12 protein-coding genes are annotated in these 15,654 nt (G+C 71.8%); 9 read left to right on the forward strand and 3 right to left on the reverse strand.

Annotation, left to right across the window (positions count from 1 at the left end):
* The first annotated feature begins 13 nt into the window (after positions 1–13).
* The 7 genes from tkt to IE260_RS00545 all read left to right on the forward strand — a co-directional run bounded on the left by tkt (position 14) and on the right by IE260_RS00545 (position 10,022).
* Positions 14–2,089 (forward strand): transketolase, encoded by a 2,076-nt coding sequence (gene tkt / locus IE260_RS00515; RefSeq protein ID WP_189868389.1) that lies wholly within the window; start codon positions 14–16, stop codon positions 2,087–2,089.
* A gap of 22 nt (positions 2,090–2,111) precedes the next feature.
* Positions 2,112–3,254, forward strand: a complete 1,143-nt coding sequence (tal, locus tag IE260_RS00520) for a transaldolase (protein WP_189868684.1) — start codon at positions 2,112–2,114, stop codon at positions 3,252–3,254.
* Positions 3,251–5,008, forward strand: coding sequence for a glucose-6-phosphate dehydrogenase (gene zwf, locus IE260_RS00525; protein ID WP_189868390.1), 1,758 nt, complete (start codon positions 3,251–3,253; stop codon positions 5,006–5,008). The genes tal and zwf overlap by 4 nt, the downstream gene beginning before the upstream one ends.
* The gene (opcA, locus tag IE260_RS00530; protein WP_189868391.1) at positions 5,005–5,940 is read left to right on the forward strand and encodes a glucose-6-phosphate dehydrogenase assembly protein OpcA; all 936 of its coding nucleotides are present in this window, start codon (positions 5,005–5,007) and stop codon (positions 5,938–5,940) included. Before zwf ends, opcA begins: the two co-directional genes overlap by 4 nt.
* Positions 5,933–7,585, forward strand: a complete 1,653-nt coding sequence (gene pgi, locus IE260_RS00535) for a glucose-6-phosphate isomerase (protein WP_189868392.1) — start codon at positions 5,933–5,935, stop codon at positions 7,583–7,585. The genes opcA and pgi overlap by 8 nt, the downstream gene beginning before the upstream one ends.
* A 1-nt stretch (position 7,586) precedes the next feature.
* On the forward strand, positions 7,587–8,468 hold the full coding sequence (gene gnd / locus IE260_RS00540; protein WP_189868393.1) for a phosphogluconate dehydrogenase (NAD(+)-dependent, decarboxylating): 882 nt from the start codon (positions 7,587–7,589) through the stop codon (positions 8,466–8,468).
* A 90-nt stretch (positions 8,469–8,558) separates the two neighbouring features.
* Positions 8,559–10,022, forward strand: a complete 1,464-nt coding sequence (locus IE260_RS00545) for a membrane-associated oxidoreductase (RefSeq protein ID WP_189868394.1) — start codon at positions 8,559–8,561, stop codon at positions 10,020–10,022.
* On the opposite strand, the gene IE260_RS00550 is transcribed toward IE260_RS00545, so the two are convergent.
* Positions 10,009–11,805: a bifunctional sugar phosphate isomerase/epimerase/4-hydroxyphenylpyruvate dioxygenase family protein gene (locus tag IE260_RS00550; protein WP_189868395.1), complete on the reverse strand. Its 1,797-nt coding sequence runs from the start codon at positions 11,803–11,805 to the stop codon at positions 10,009–10,011. The two genes, IE260_RS00545 and IE260_RS00550, sit on opposite strands and share 14 nt — an antisense overlap.
* Before the next feature lie 22 nt (positions 11,806–11,827).
* On the reverse strand, positions 11,828–12,706 hold the full coding sequence (locus tag IE260_RS00555) for a shikimate dehydrogenase (RefSeq protein WP_189868396.1): 879 nt from the start codon (positions 12,704–12,706) through the stop codon (positions 11,828–11,830).
* Positions 12,707–12,871: 165 nt separating this feature from the next.
* Here IE260_RS00555 and IE260_RS00560 point away from each other — a divergent pair, with 165 nt between their 5' ends.
* Both IE260_RS00560 and IE260_RS00565 read left to right on the forward strand, forming a co-directional pair.
* Positions 12,872–13,537, forward strand: coding sequence for a TetR/AcrR family transcriptional regulator (locus tag IE260_RS00560; protein WP_189868397.1), 666 nt, complete (start codon positions 12,872–12,874; stop codon positions 13,535–13,537).
* Between the two features lie 162 nt (positions 13,538–13,699).
* On the forward strand, positions 13,700–15,052 hold the full coding sequence (locus IE260_RS00565; protein WP_189868398.1) for an MFS transporter: 1,353 nt from the start codon (positions 13,700–13,702) through the stop codon (positions 15,050–15,052).
* A 72-nt stretch (positions 15,053–15,124) separates the two neighbouring features.
* On the opposite strand, the gene IE260_RS00570 is transcribed toward IE260_RS00565, so the two are convergent.
* Positions 15,125–15,562, reverse strand: coding sequence for a PPOX class F420-dependent oxidoreductase (locus IE260_RS00570; RefSeq protein WP_189868399.1), 438 nt, complete (start codon positions 15,560–15,562; stop codon positions 15,125–15,127).
* Between the last annotated feature and the right edge of the window lie 92 nt (positions 15,563–15,654).

The raw sequence follows: 15,654 nt of genomic DNA on the forward strand, positions 1-15,654 counted from the left end.
GGATTTCTTGAAGATGAGCACGCAGACAGCGGACAGCTTCGAATGGACCGAACTCGACCGGCGTGCCGTCGACACCGCCCGCATTCTCGCGGCCGATGCCGTGCAGAAGGTCGGCAACGGCCACCCGGGCACCGCGATGAGCCTGGCCCCTGCCGCGTACACGATCTTTCAGAAGTTGATGCGTCACGATCCCGCCGACCCGGAGTGGACCGGCCGTGACCGCTTCGTCCTCTCCCCCGGCCACACCTCGCTGACGCTCTACACCCAGCTCTACCTCGCCGGCTACGAGCTGGAGCTGGACGACCTGAAGGCGTTCCGCACGCACGGCTCGAAGACGCCCGGCCACCCGGAGTACGGCCACACCGCGGGCGTGGAGACCACCACCGGCCCGCTGGGCCAGGGCGTCGCCAACGCGGTCGGCATGGCGATGGCCGCCCGCTACGAGCGCGGCCTGTTCGACCCGGAGGCCCCCGCGGGCGAGTCGCCGTTCGACCACACGATCTGGGCGATCGTCTCCGACGGCGACCTCCAGGAGGGCGTCTCCGCCGAGGCGTCGTCGCTGGCCGGCCACCAGAAGCTCGGCAACCTCGTCCTCCTCTACGACGACAACCACATCTCCATCGAGGGCGACACCGCCACCGCCTTCTCCGAGGACGTGCTGGGGCGCTACGAGGCGTACGGCTGGCACGTGCAGCGCGTCGAGCCCGCCGCGAACGGCGACATCGACGTGCACGCGCTGTACGCGGCGCTGAAGGCGGCGCGGGCCGAGACCGGGCGCCCCTCGATCGTCGCGATGCGCACGATCATCGCCTGGCCCGCCCCGAACGCCCAGAACACCGAGGCGTCCCACGGCTCGGCCCTCGGCGAGGACGAGGTCGCGGCCACCAAGCGGGTCCTCGGCTTCGACCCGGAGAAGTCCTTCGAGGTCGCCGACGACGTCCTCGCCCACACCCGGGGGGCCCTGGACCGGGGCGCCGAGGCGCACGCCGCCTGGGACAAGCGGCTCGACAAGTGGCGCGGCGCCCAGCCGGAGCGCGCCGAGCTGTTCGACCGCGTGGTCGCGGGCCGGCTGCCCGAGGGCTGGCAGGACGCCCTGCCGGTGTTCGAGCCCGGCAAGGCGGTCGCCACCCGGGCCGCCTCCGGCAAGGTCCTGCAGGCGCTCGGCCCGGTGCTCCCCGAGCTGTGGGGCGGCTCCGCCGACCTGGCCGGCTCCAACAACACCACGATCGACAAGACCAGCTCCTTCCTGCCCGAGGGCAACCCGCTGCCGGAGGCCGACCCCTACGGCCGCACCGTCCACTTCGGCATCCGCGAGTTCTCGATGGCCGCGGAGATGAACGGCATCGCCCTGCACGGCAACACCCGCGTCTACGGCGGCACGTTCCTGGTCTTCTCCGACTACATGCGCAACGCCGTCCGCATGTCGGCCCTGATGCAGCTGCCGGTGACGTACGTGTGGACGCACGACTCCATCGGCCTGGGCGAGGACGGCCCCACCCACCAGCCGGTCGAGCACCTGGCCGCGCTGCGTGCGATTCCCGGTCTGAACGTCGTCCGTCCGGCCGACGCCAACGAGACCGCGATCGCCTGGGCCGAGATCCTCAAGCGCCACTCCACCGACCCGGCCCCGCACGGCCTCGCCCTCACCCGGCAGGGCGTACCGACCTACGAGCCGAACCCGGACGCGGCACGCGGCGGCTACGTCCTGAAGGAGTCCTCCACGGACACCCCGGACGTCATCCTCATCGCCACCGGCTCCGAGGTGCAGCTCGCCGTCGCCGCCCGGGAGGCCCTGGAGGCCGAGGGCATCGGCGCCCGGGTGGTCTCCATGCCGTCCGTGGAGTGGTTCGAGGAGCAGCCCCGCGAGTACCGCGAGAGCGTCCTGCCGCCGTCCGTGAAGGCCCGGGTGGCCGTCGAGGCCGGGATCGCCCTGACCTGGTACCGCTTCGTGGGCGACGCCGGACGCATCGTCTCCCTGGAGCACTTCGGCGCCTCCGCCGACGCCGGGACCCTGTTCACCGAGTACGGCTTCACCGCCGAGAACGTCGCCGCCGCGGCCCGGGAATCCGTCGCCGCCACCCGCGGTTGATCGCAACGCCAGAAAGAAGAGGATCACAGTGACCGAAGTAACCGCGACCGCGGGAGCACTCAAGCGCCTGTCCGACGAGGGCGTCTCCATCTGGCTGGACGATCTGTCCCGCAGCCGGATCGAGTCCGGCAACCTCGCCGAGCTGATCGGGACGAGGAACGTCGTCGGCGTCACCACGAACCCGTCCATCTTCCAGGCCGCCATCGGCTCCGGCGAGGGCTACGAGGACCAGCTCGCCGACCTGGCCGTGCGGGGCGTCACCGTCGACGAGGCGGTCCGCATGATGACCACCGCCGACGTCCGCGCCGCGGCCGACGTGCTGCGTCCGGTGTACGACGCCACCGGCGGCCGGGACGGCCGGGTCTCCATCGAGGTGGACCCGCGCCTCGCCCACGACACGGCGGCGACGATCGCCGAGGCCCGCCAGCTGGCCTGGCTGGTCGACCGCCCCAACGTGATGATCAAGATCCCGGCGACCAGGGCCGGACTCCCGGCGATCACCGAGGTGATCGGCGCCGGCATCAGCGTCAACGTCACGCTGATCTTCTCCCTGGAGCGCTACCGCGAGGTCATGGACGCCTACCTCGCCGGACTGGAGAAGGCGCAGGCGGCCGGGCTCGACCTGTCCGGCATCCACTCCGTCGCCTCCTTCTTCGTCTCCCGCGTCGACAGCGAGATCGACAAGCGGCTGACGCTGCTGGGCACCGAGGAGGCCCTCGCCCTGAAGGGGAAGGCGGCCCTGGCCAACGCGCGACTGGCCTACGAGGCGTACGAGGAGGTCTTCGCCGGCGGCCGCTTCACCGCCCTGGCCGGGACCGGCGCCACCCGCCAGCGCCCCCTGTGGGCGTCCACCGGTGTGAAGGATCCGGCATATCGGGACACCCTGTACGTGGAGGAGCTGGTCGCTCCCGGCACCGTGAACACGATGCCGGAGGCCACCCTGAACGCCACCGCCGATCACGGCGACGTCCAGGGCGACACGGTCACCGGTGGCTACGCCCAGGCCCGGGCCGACCTCGCGGCCGTGGAGCGGCTCGGCATCTCCTACGACGAGGTGGTGGAGCAGCTGGAGCAGGAGGGCGTCGCCAAGTTCGAGGTGGCCTGGCAGGACCTGCTCGACGCCGTGACGAAGTCCCTCAACGACAAGGGAGTTGACGGGGAATGAGCGAGGAGCTTCCCGCTGTGACGGTTGACGAGACCAAGGCGACGAAGGAAGCGAAGGAGGCCCGGTCGGCCCAGGAGGCCGCCGGGGTCCCGAAGGCCGAGCGGCCCGAGGGCGCCCGGACGGCCGGGGCGGCCGCCGAGGCCAAGAAGGCCAAGGGGGCCAAGCCTTCCAAGGAGGGGCAGGACGTCCGGGGCGGGGCGGACGAGAAGGCCGCCGAGGCCGTGGCGCCCCTCGACTGGAGCAACCCCCTGCGCGACGCCCGCGACCGCCGTCTCCCGCGCATCGCCGGCCCGTCCGGCCTGGTCATATTCGGCGTCACCGGCGACCTGTCCCGCAAGAAGCTGATGCCCGCCGTGTACGACCTGGCCAACCGCGGTCTGCTGCCGCCGGGCTTCTCCCTGGTCGGCTTCGCCCGCCGGGACTGGGAGGACCAGGACTTCGCCGAGGTCGTGCACGACGCGGTCAAGGAGCACGCGCGCACGCCGTTCCGCGAGGAGGTCTGGCAGCAGCTCGCCGAGGGCATGCGTTTCATCCCCGGCGACTTCGACGACGACTCCGCGTTCGAACAGCTGCGCAAGTCCGTCGAGGAGCTGGACGCCTCCCGCGGCACCAGCGGCAACTACGCCTTCTACCTCTCCGTGCCGCCGAAGTTCTTCCCCAAGGTCGTCCAGCAGCTGAAGAGGCACGGGCTGGCCGACGCCCCGGAGGGTTCCTGGCGCCGCGCGGTGATCGAGAAGCCGTTCGGCCACGACCTGGCGAGCGCTCGCGACCTGAACGCGATCGTGCACGAGGTGTTCGAGCCGGACCAGGTCTTCCGCATCGACCACTACCTCGGCAAGGAGACCGTCCAGAACATCCTGGCGCTGCGCTTCGCCAACCAGATGTACGAGCCGATCTGGAACCGGTCCTACGTGGACCACGTGCAGATCACCATGGCCGAGGACATCGGCATCGGCGGCCGGGCCGGCTACTACGACGGCATCGGCGCCGCCCGCGACGTCATCCAGAACCACCTGCTGCAGCTCATGGCCCTGACGGCCATGGAGGAGCCGGCCGCGTTCGACGCGGAGTCGCTGCTCACCGAGAAGCTCAAGGTCTTCCGTGCGGTGCGGCTGCCGGAGAACCTCGGCACCCACACCGTGCGCGGGCAGTACGCGGGCGGCTGGCAGGGCGGCGCGCAGGTGCCCGGCTACCTGGAGGAGGAGGGCATCGACCCGGCCTCCGCGACCGACACCTACGCCGCGATCAAGCTGGGGATCGACAACCGCCGCTGGGCGGGCGTCCCCTTCTACCTGCGCACCGGCAAGCGGCTCGGCCGCCGGGTGACCGAGATCGCGGTCGTCTTCCAGCGCGCCCCGCACTCCCCCTTCGACACCACCGCCACCGAGGAACTCGGCGAGAACGCGATCGTCATCCGCGTCCAGCCCGACGAGGGCATGACGGTCCGGTTCGGTTCCAAGGTGCCGGGCACGTCGATGGAGATCCGGGACGTGTCGATGGACTTCGCCTACGGCGAGTCCTTCACCGAGTCCAGCCCGGAGGCGTACGAGCGCCTCATCCTGGACGTCCTCCTGGGCGACGCGAACCTGTTCCCCCGTCACCAGGAAGTGGAAGAGTCCTGGCGGATCCTCGACCCGGTCGAGGAGTACTGGGCCACCCACGGCAGGCCGGCGCAGTACGCGTCGGGCAGCTGGGGCCCGGAGGAAGCCGACGAGATGCTCGCACGAGACGGACGGAGCTGGCGCAGGCCATGAGGATCGACCTGACCGACACCACGGCAAGCAAGGTCAACAAGGCACTGGTGCAGGGCCGCCGCGCCATCGGCACGCCGGCCGTGGGCATGGTCCTGACGATGGTGATCGTCACGGACGAGGAGAACGCCTACGACGCGATCAAGGCGGCCGAGGAGGCCTCGCACGAGCACCCCTCGCGCACCCTGGTCGTGATCAAGCGGCACGCCCGCAACCTGCGCGACCGCACCCGCTCGCACCTCGACGCCGAGGTCCGGGTGGGTTCCGAGGCCGGCACCGGCGAGACGGTGGTGCTGCGCATGTACGGCGAGGTGTCCGAGCACGCCGACTCGGTCGTGCTGCCGCTGCTGCTGCCGGACGCCCCCGTCGTCGTGTGGTGGCCGGTGGACGCGCCGGACAACCCCGCGAAGGACCCGCTCGGCGCGCTGGCCCAGCGCCGGATCACCGACCTGTACGCGGTCGAGCACCCCATGGAGGTGCTGCAGGCCCGGGTCCGCTCCTACGCGCCCGGCGACACCGACCTCGCCTGGACCCGGCTGACGCTGTGGCGCTCGATGCTGGCCGCGGCGCTGGACCAGGCCCGGGTGCCGGTGATCTCGGCGGCCGTGGAGGCCGAGGCCGACAACCCGGCCGCCGAACTGCTGGCACGCTGGCTGGAGGCCAGGCTGGACGTGCGCGTCGACCGCGTGGTCACCGACGGCCCGGTCATCACCGCCGTCCGTCTCGGCACCGCGAACGGCGAGATCGTCATCGACCGTCCGGAAGGCCCGCTCGCCACGCTCACCCTGCCCGGCCAGCCCCCGCGCTCCCTCGCGCTGAAGGTCCGTCCCACCTCCGAACTCATCGCCGAGGAGCTCAGGCGCCTCGACGCGGACGAGATGTACGCCATCGCCCTGCGCGGCGAGGCCACCAAGGAGACCCCCGTCCATGTCTGACTCACCCAAGCTCACCCGGCGGCCGGAGTGGACCGCCCTGGAGGACCACCGCGCGGGCGCGCTGCTGCACCCGGACCTGCGCGAGTTGTTCGCCGCGGACCCGGGACGGGCGGAGCGGTACGTCGTGCGCGTCGGTGACCTGCGCATCGACTACTCCAAGAACCTGGTCACCGACGAGACGCTGGCCCTGCTCCAGGAGCTCGCCACCGCCACCGGCGTGTTCGGGCTGCGGGACGCCATGTTCCGCGGCGAGAAGATCAACGTCACCGAGGACCGGGCCGTGCTGCACACCGCGCTGCGCGCCCCGCGGGACGCGGTGATCGAGGTCGACGGGGAGAACGTGGTCCCCAAGGTGCACGCCGTGCTCGACAAGATGACCGACTTCGCCGAGCGGGTCCGCTCCGGTGAGTGGACCGGCCACACCGGCAAGCGCATCCGCAACGTCGTCAACATCGGCATCGGCGGCTCCGACCTCGGCCCCGCCATGGCCTACGAGGCGCTGCGCGCCTATTCGGACCGCGCGCTCACGTTCCGCTTCGTGTCGAACGTGGACGGCGCCGACCTGCACGAGGCGGTCCGGGACCTGGACCCGGCGGAGACCCTGTTCATCGTCGCGTCCAAGACGTTCACCACGATCGAGACGATCACGAACGCCACCTCGGCCCGCTCCTGGCTGCTGGCCGGCCTGGACGGCGCCGACAAGGCGGTCGCGAAGCACTTCGTCGCCCTGTCGACGAACGCCGGGAAGGTCGCCGAGTTCGGCATCGACGTCGACAACATGTTCGAGTTCTGGGACTGGGTCGGCGGCCGCTACTCCTACGACTCGGCGATCGGCCTCTCCCTGATGATCGCCATCGGCCCGGACCGCTTCCGGGAGATGCTCGACGGCTTCCGCATCGTCGACGAGCACTTCCGCAACGCCCCGGCCGAGGCCAACGCCCCGCTGCTCCTGGGGCTGCTGGGGATCTGGTACGGCAACTTCTTCGGCGCCCAGTCCCACGCGGTGCTCCCGTACAGCCACTACCTGTCGAAGTTCACGGCGTACCTGCAGCAGCTCGACATGGAGTCCAACGGCAAGTCCACCGACCGCGACGGCAAGCCGGTGGAGTGGCAGACCGGGCCGGTGGTGTGGGGCACGCCCGGCACCAACGGGCAGCACGCCTACTACCAGCTGATCCACCAGGGCACCAAGCTGATCCCCGCGGACCTGATCGGCTTCGCCCGGCCCGTCGCCGAGCTGAACGAGGAACTCAAGGCCCAGCACGACCTGCTGATGGCCAACCTGTTCGCCCAGGGGCAGGCCCTGGCCTTCGGCAAGACCGCCGCGGAGGTCCGCGCGGAGGGCGTGCCCGAGGAGCAGGTGCCGCACCGCACCTTCCAGGGCAACCACCCCACCACGACGATCCTGGCCACCGAGCTGACGCCGTCGGTCCTCGGGCAGCTCATCGCGCTGTACGAGCACAAGGTGTTCGTCCAGGGCGCCGTCTGGAACATCGACTCCTTCGACCAGTGGGGCGTCGAACTCGGCAAGGTGCTGGCCAAGCGCGTCGAACCCGCCCTGACCGAGGGCGCCCGGGTGCCCGGCCTCGACCCGTCCACGGCCGCGCTGGTGGCCGCCTACCGCGAACTGAAGGAAGTGCACTGACATGCAGATCGGTCTTGTTGGTCTCGGCAAGATGGGCGGCAACATGCGCGAGCGGCTGCGCAACGCCGGCCACGAGGTCGTCGGGTACGACACCAATCCAGAACTCTCCGACGTCAAGAATCTGGTCGAGCTCGCCGACCGGCTCGCCGCGCCGCGCGCGGTCTGGGTGATGGTCCCCGCCGGTTCCGCCACGCAGCGCGTCATCGACCAGCTGGCGAGCGTGCTCAAGCCCGGCGACGTCGTCATCGACGGCGGCAACTCCCGCTGGACGGACGACGAGAAGCACGCCGAGGAGCTGGGCAAGCGCGGCATCGGCTTCGTCGACGCCGGCGTCTCCGGCGGCGTGTGGGGCCTGGAGCACGGCTACGCGCTGATGGTCGGCGGCGAGCAGGAGCACGTCGAGCGCCTCAAGCCGGTCTTCGACGCGCTCAAGCCCGAGGGCCCGTACGGCTTCGTCCACGCGGGCAAGGTCGGCGCCGGGCACTTCTCCAAGATGGTCCACAACGGCATCGAGTACGCCATGATGCAGGCGTACGCCGAGGGCTGGGAGCTGCTGGAGAAGGTCGACTCCGTGGACAACGTCCGCGAGGTCTTCCGCTCCTGGCAGCAGGGCACCGTCATCCGCTCCTGGCTCCTCGACCTCGCCGTCAACGCCCTCGACGAGGACCAGCACCTGGACAAGCTCCGCGGCTACGCCGAGGACTCCGGCGAGGGCCGCTGGACCGTCGAGGCGGCCATCGACAACGCCGTCCCGCTGCCCGCGATCACCGCGTCGCTGTTCGCGCGGTTCGCGTCCCGGCAGGACGACTCCCCGCAGATGAAGATGATCGCCGCGCTGCGCAACCAGTTCGGCGGCCACGCGGTGGAGGCGGCGAAGAAGTAGCCCCCAGCTCCTCGTCAACGCCCCCGCTCGGCACACGTGTCGAGCGGGGGCGTTGACGTGACCGGCCGGTCCGGGTCAGAGTCCCACGCGATGGAGATCAACGATCTGACACCGGCCGAGGCGCGGGTGTGGCGGGCCTTCCCCCGCGGCGAGGCCGTGGACTTCCGGACCGCCGCCGACGACGATCCGGCGCTCGGCGACGCCTGGGGACCCGAGCGCACCGTACGGGCCGAGGTGCTGCGGGCCCTGCTGCTCACGGCGCCGCGGGTGGAGGGCGAGGTCGGCGGCCTGAAGCTCGCGGGCGCCCGGATCACCGGCGTGCTGGACCTGCGGTACGCGACGGTCGACGCGTCCGTCCGGCTCAGCGACTCCCACTTCGGCGACGTGCCCAACCTCTACGGCGCCCGGCTGCGCCAGCTCAACCTGACCGGGTCCGTGCTGCCCGGGCTGACCTCGGCGACCGTCCACGTCGAGGGCGTGCTGCGGATGACGCGCTGCCGGTTCCGGGGGCCGGTCCGGCTCGGCGGGGCGAAGATCGCCGGAGCGCTGTTCGCCGACCGGGCCGAGTTCGCCTCCCCGGACGGCACCGAGCCCGCACTGCAGCTCAACCACGCCGTGGTGGAGGACGACCTCTCGGCGCCGGGGATGCGGGCACGGGGCGAGGTACGGCTCAACGGGGCGCGGATCACCGGGTCGGTCGACCTCAACGAGGCGCGGTTCGACCGGCCGGACGGGACCGCCTTGAACGCGGAGACGCTCGGCGCCGGGGCCGAGGTACTGCTGCGGAACGGCGAGGTCCACGGCCGGCTGGAACTGCGCGGCGCGCGCATAGCGGGCCGGCTGGACCTGTCGCACTCCCGGCTGCGGAACCCCGGCGGCACCGCGCTGCGTGCCAGCAGTTGTGTGATCGGCGAGCTGTGGCTGCGTCAGGGCCCCGCGGTGCAGGGCACCCTGAATCTGCGCCGCAGCCAGATCGAGGTGCTCTTCTGCGAGCCGGAGGTGCTGCCGCGGGAGGTGCGGCTGAGCGATCTCACCTACACCTCGCTCATACCGCACGAGCCCGCCGGGCGCCGCCTGCCCATGCTGGAACAGGCCGATGGTGCGTACCTGCCCTTCGCCTACGAGCAGTTGACGCAGTCCTACCGCCGCGTCGGCGACGACGACGCCGCCCGCCTGGTCCAGCTCGCCAAACAGCGCCGGCACCGCCGCACCCTGCCCTGGTACGCCCGCGCCTGGGGACACCTGCAGGACGCCACCGTGGGCTACGGCTTCCGCCCGCTGCGCGCCTGCGGCTGGCTGCTGTCGCTGCTCGCGGTCGGCTCGGTCGTCTACGGACTGCGCCATCCGCCGGCGCTCAAGCCGGCCGAGTCACCGGAGTTCAACCCGGTGTTCTACACACTGGACCTGCTGCTGCCGGTGATCTCCTTCGGGCAGGAGAACGCCTTCGCGCCGCAGGGCTGGTACCAGACGCTGGCCTACGCCTTGGTCATCACGGGCTGGATCCTGGCCACCACGGTGGTCGCCGGCGTCACCCGCACCGTCAGCCGCCAGTGAACCCACGTACCGCGTGCTGGGCGGCCAGGCGCACGGGGGCGTTCGCCGCCCCGTAGCCGCGGTAGCCGCCGTCGCGCTGGAGGAGTTCGAGGAAGACACGGCCGACCGTGCGGGTGTAGCAGTGCCGGAACTCGCCGTGCGCGTCCCGGTCGTAGAGGATGCCCAGCTCCCGGTAGGTCTCCAGCTCGCCGTCGGCGAACTCGTAGCGGGCCGCGAGGTCGTCGTAGTAGTTCGCTGGGATGGGCAGCAGCCGGCCGCCGGCGGCACGGAAGCGTCGGGCCGCGGCGACCACGTCGTCGGTGGCCAGCGCGATGTGCTGGGCGTGCGCGGTGTCGTCGGTCGGGGCCGCCCCGACGGTGAGGACGATCCGGACGCTGCCGTCGTCGTTGGTGACCGCGCGGCTGCGCAGCAGGCCGTAGGGGTCGGCGACGTCCACGCTCTCCTGGGCGCGCAGGCCGAGGACGCTGCGGTGGAAGAGCGCCGCCTCGTCGAACTGGTGCCAGGGCTGGGCGAGGGAGAGGTGGTCGACGCGCCAGCCGTCCCCGGCTCCGGAAGCGGTTCCGGTGTCCTCGAAGTCGGCGCGCCAGTCGGGCAGTCGGTCGTCACGAGTGGCGCAGAAGAACAGTTCGGTGCCGTCCGGGGCGGCGACCGCCTCCAGCGGGGCGTCCTCGGGCGCGCGGCGGCGCGGCAGCACCGGGGCCAGCAGGGCCTCGGCGCGGCTGGCGGCGCCCGCGGGGTCGGGCGACTCCAGGCCGACGGCGGCGAGCCGGGTGCCGTCGCGGCGTTCGGCCGGTCCCGTGTTCAGCAGGACGCGGGCCTCGCCCCGCTGCCACAGGTCGACGGGTTTGCCGCGGTGCCGTGCGGTGCGGGTGAAGCCAAGGGCGTCGAGGAGGGCGGTGACGGGTTCGGCGTCGGGCGTGACCAGTTCGGCGAAGGCGATGCCGGTGGGGACGACGGGGGCGGGCGGCGCGGTGAGGCCCACCGCTTCCTGGAGCACGCGCAGCGAGCGCTGGGCGTCCACGGCCGTGGGGCCGGCCTCGGACTGGCGGAAGACGTCGTTGAAGACCTCCAGGGAGAGCGGGCCGTCGTAGCCGGTGCGCAGGACGTGCCGCAGCAGCCCGGCCACGTCGAAGCCGCCCTGGCCGGGGAAGCAGCGGTAGTGGCGGCTCCACTGCAGGACGTCCATCGCGGGCAGCGGGGCGTCGGCGAGCTGGAGGAAGAAGATCTTCTCGCCGGGGATGTCCTCGATGCCCTTGGGGTCACTGCCGCGGGAGAGGATGTGGAAGCTGTCCAGGCAGGTGCCGAGCGCCCGGTGGCCGGCGGTCTCGACGATGCGCCAGGCGTGGTCGTAGGTGCTGACGTGACGGCCCCAGGCGAGCGCTTCGTAGGCGACGCGGATGCCGGACTCCCCGGCCAGGTCGGCCAGCGCGCTCAGCTGCTCGGCGGCGAGGGCGTCGTCGTCCACGGCGAGCGGGGAGACGCTGGAGCACACCAGGACGGTGTCGGCGCCGAGCCTGCGCATCAGCTCGAACTTGTGCCGGGCGCGCCGCAGGGCGCGGGCGAACTCCTCCGGGGGCAGCGCCTCGACGTCCCGCATCGGCTGGTAGAGATCGACGGTCAGGCCGAGGTCGGCGCAGCGGGCGCGGATCTCCTCGGGCGGCAGGGGGCTGGCCAGCAGGTCGTTCTCGAAGATCTCCACGCCGTCGAAGCCGGCCCGGGAGGCGGCCGTGAGCTTCTCGGTGAGGGATCCGCTGAGGGAGACGGTGGCGATGGACGTCCGCACGTCGGTACCTCTCTTCTGTTTCCTATGTGCCGGCCGCCACGGCGCCCGCCAGGTCGGCGATGTCCGCGAGCATCCGCGCGCTGTCGGGTTCCCGCCCGGTGAACAGGCGGAACGCGTCCACGGCCTGGAAGACGGCCATGCCGCCGCCGTCGAGGACGGCGCAGCCCAGCGCGCGGGCGGCGCGCAGCAGCTCCGTCTCCAGCGGGCGGTAGACCACCTCGGCGACCCACAGTCCCGGGTGGAGCAGGCCGGCAGGCAGGGGCAGCCCGGGGTGGGCGGCCATGCCGGTGGGCGTGGCGTGCACGATGCCGTCGGCCGTCCCCAGCAGCTCCGCCAGCCGGTCGGGGGTCGCGGAGGAGGCCCGGCCCTCGCCGAAGTGCCGGCCGAGGGAGGCGGCGAGGTCGGCGGCCCGCTCGGGCACCGCGTCGACGACGGTGACCCGCCCGGCGCCCAGGGTGAGCATGGCGTGCGCGACGGCCGCGCCCGCTCCGCCGGCCCCGAGCTGCACGACCCGCTCCAGGGGCACGTCGGGCAGCCCGCGGGCGAAGGAGGCGGCGAAGCCGGTGACGTCGGTGTTGTGGCCGGTCGCCCGGCCGTCGTCGTCGAAGACGACGGTGTTGACCGCGCCGAGCGCCTCGGCCTGCGGGGAGAGCGCGTCGAGGTGTTCGATGACGAGCTGCTTGCAGGGGTGGGTGATGTTCAGCCCGTCGAAGCCCAGGTCGCGGGCGGCGCGCAGCAGGTCGCCCACCGCCTCGGGCGGGACGCCGAGGGTGTCGATGTCGATCAGCCGGTACAGGTAGCGCAGACCCTGGCGGTCGGCCTCCCGCTCGTGCAGGGCCGGGGTGAGCGACGGGCCGATGCCGGAACCGATGAGTCCGACGAGATACGAGTCCTTGGCCACCTGGACCTCCTGAGCGGCTCACGCCTGAGAGTTAATGTACGAACCAGTACGTTAGTCATAGCAGCCAGGTGAGGGACAGGGGAAGACCTGACCGTCCCCCGACCGGCCCGCCGAGCGGGCTTCTACAATCACCGCACTGGCCCACGCCCCAGCCGAAGGAACCCGATGACCAGCGTCGACGAACCGGCACGACCGAACGGGCGCATCCGCGACGCCGCCCGCACCCAGGCCGAGATCCTCGACGTGGCCACGCGGGAGTTCGCCCGGGCCGGCTACGACGGGGCCCGTGTCGACGAGATCGCCGCCCGCACCCGCACCACCAAGCGGATGATCTACTACTACTTCGGCGGCAAGGAACAGCTGTTCACGGCCGTCCTGGAGCGGGCCTACGGCGTGATCCGCGAGGCCGAGCAGCGCCTCGACGTCGAGCACCTGGACCCGGTGGCCGCCATCCGGCGCCTGGCGGAGCTGACCTTCGACCACCACGAGCAGCACCCGGACTTCATCCGCCTGGTCAGCATCGAGAACATCCACGGAGCCGAGCACATCGCCGCATCGGAACGGCTGGGGAAGATCGGCTCGCCGGCACTGGACGTGATCCGCCGGATCCTGGCGGCGGGTCAGGAGTCGGGCCTGTTCACGGCCGACGTGGACGCCGTCGACCTGCACGCGATGATCAGCTCCTTCTGCTTCTTCCGGGTCGCCAACCGGCACACCTTCGGCGCCCTCTTCGGCCGCGACCTGGTCGCACCCGACCAGCGCGAGCACTACCGCGCCATGCTGGGCGACATGGTGATCGCCTACCTCACCGCGGAGCGTGCCGCGGACTGACCGCGGCGACTTCCGTACGTCACCACCCATTGACACGCGCGACACGTCGGCGCAACATCCCTACCCACCGCGACTAACTATCCAGTGGGTTAATTAGCCGATCGGCACTTCTCCCCTCCGCTCACTCCGCCTACGGTGGAGTCCCCCCGAAGGAGCAACGCCGTGTCCGTCCCCGCACCCCGCGACGCCGCCCCGCCCGGCCAGCCGAAGAAGGCCGCGACCGCCGCCTGGATCGGCAGCGCCCTGGAGTACTACGACTTCTTCATCTACGGCAGCGCCGCCGCCCTGATCTTCCCGGAGATCTTCTTCGACGAGTCCGACCCGGCCACCGCGACCCTGCTGTCGCTGGCCACGTTCGGCGTCGCGTACGCCGCCCGCCCGGTCGGCGCGTTCTTCCTCGGGCACATCGGCGACCGGCTCGGCCGCAAGAAGATCATGGTGTTCACGCTGGTCCTGATGGGCGTGTCGACGTTCCTGATCGGCTGTCTGCCCACCCGTGCCCAGGTCGGCACCCTCGCCCCCGTCCTGCTGGTGCTGTGCCGCGTCCTGCAGGGCATCTCGGCGGCCGGCGAGCAGGCCAGCGCCAACTCCATGACCCTGGAACACGCGCCACCGGACCGGCGCGGCTTCTTCACCAGCTTCACCCTCAGCGGCACCCAGGGCGGCCAGCTGCTCGCCACCCTGGTCTTCCTCCCGGTCGCCGCGCTCCCCGAGGAGCACCTGCTGTCCTGGGGCTGGCGCGTGCCGTTCTGGCTGAGCGTCGTGGTCGCCGTCGTCGGCTGGGTCATCCGCCGCAAGCTGGACGAGACGCCGGCCTTCGCCCAGCAGGCCGCCACGGAGGGCGTCGCGAAGATGCCGCTGGCGGTGCTGGCGCGCGACCACTGGGCGGACGTACTGCGGGTGATCGGCGGTGCGCTCATCGCCTCGGTCAGCACGATCTTCACCGTCTGGGCGCTGGCGTACGCCACCAGCGACTCGGTCGGCATGTCCCGTACCGCCATGCTGTGGGTGGGTGCCCTGGCCAACGTCGTCGCGCTCGCCGCGATCCCGCTGTGGGCCACGCTGTCAGATCGTCTGGGCCGCCGCCCGGTGTACCTGATCGGCGCGGTCGGCAGCGCGGTGACGATGTTCCTGTACCTGTGGGCGATCTCGTCGGGCTCCTACCCGCTGACGTTCCTCACGGGCATCCTCGCCTTCGGTGTCGTCTACAGCGCCGCGAACGGCGTGTGGCCCGCCTTCTACGGCGAGATGTTCGCCACCCGGGTCCGCCTGTCCGGCGTGGCGATCGGCACGCAGATCGGCTTCGCGGTGGCCGGGTTCGCGGTGACCTTCGCGGCGCAGATCGCCGGTCCGGACGGTGACGACTGGTTCGCGGTGGCCCTGTTCACGGCGGCGCTGTGCGTCCCGCCGGTGATCGCCGCGCTGTCGGCCCGCGAGACGCACCGGGTGCCGACGGAGGAGCTGGGCGAGCGGGCCCGCCGGGAGGCGGCACAGCCGGATACGGTGACGGCCTGATCCCGCCCCCGCGCACGGGCGGAGGTCCGGCCCCCGGAGCGAGCAGGGCTCCGGGGACCGGGCACGCCCGGCTCAGGCGCGCTGCATGCCGTAGACCCGGTCCACCCGCAGGCGCAGGACCAGACGGTGGTCGCGGACCATCGCGGCGCGGTAGTCGTCCCAGTCGGGATGCTCGCCGATGGCCTCACGGTGGAGGCGGACCAGTTCCTCGACGGTCTCGTCGTGGGGGTCGGCGGCGACCGGAGACAGGTCGGCCGTGCCCTCGGCGACCGCGTAGGCCCAGCGGTCGGCCGTGGTCACGTGGTAGGAGGCGCGGGGGTCGCGGCGCAGGTTCCGCGTCTTGGCCCGGTCGTCGGTGAGCGAGACCCGGATGATCCGCCCGGCGGGGTCGTAGGTGTGGATGACGTTCGACAACTGGGGCCGGCCGTCCCGCTTGAGCGTGACCAGGACACCGCCCCGCTCCTCGGAGAACAGCTTCAGCAGCGCGTCCTGCATGGCGTCATCGGTCATGCCTCGGTCAACGGGCGGGCGCGTCCGCGTGTTCCCGAGGACGTTCCCCCGGACGATGAGGTCTGAGCCCGCGAGGACTGGGTAGGCCGGAC

The sequence above is a fragment of the Streptomyces viridiviolaceus genome, assembly GCF_014650995.1.
GTDB lineage: Bacteria > Actinomycetota > Actinomycetes > Streptomycetales > Streptomycetaceae > Streptomyces > Streptomyces viridiviolaceus.

Excerpts from the sequence above, each read along its gene's own strand:
- opcA (WP_189868391.1), top strand. The coding sequence starts at position 5,005 with ATGAGGATCGACCTGACCGACACCACGGCAAGCAAGGTCAACAAGGCA.
- gnd (WP_189868393.1), top strand. The coding sequence starts at position 7,587 with ATGCAGATCGGTCTTGTTGGTCTCGGCAAGATGGGCGGCAACATGCGC.
- pgi (WP_189868392.1), top strand. The coding sequence starts at position 5,933 with ATGTCTGACTCACCCAAGCTCACCCGGCGGCCGGAGTGGACCGCCCTG.
- IE260_RS00545 (WP_189868394.1), top strand. The coding sequence starts at position 8,559 with ATGGAGATCAACGATCTGACACCGGCCGAGGCGCGGGTGTGGCGGGCC.
- zwf (WP_189868390.1), top strand. The coding sequence starts at position 3,251 with ATGAGCGAGGAGCTTCCCGCTGTGACGGTTGACGAGACCAAGGCGACG.
- tkt (WP_189868389.1), top strand. The coding sequence starts at position 14 with ATGAGCACGCAGACAGCGGACAGCTTCGAATGGACCGAACTCGACCGG.
- IE260_RS00570 (WP_189868399.1), bottom strand. The coding sequence starts at position 15,562 with ATGACCGATGACGCCATGCAGGACGCGCTGCTGAAGCTGTTCTCCGAG.
- IE260_RS00560 (WP_189868397.1), top strand. The coding sequence starts at position 12,872 with ATGACCAGCGTCGACGAACCGGCACGACCGAACGGGCGCATCCGCGAC.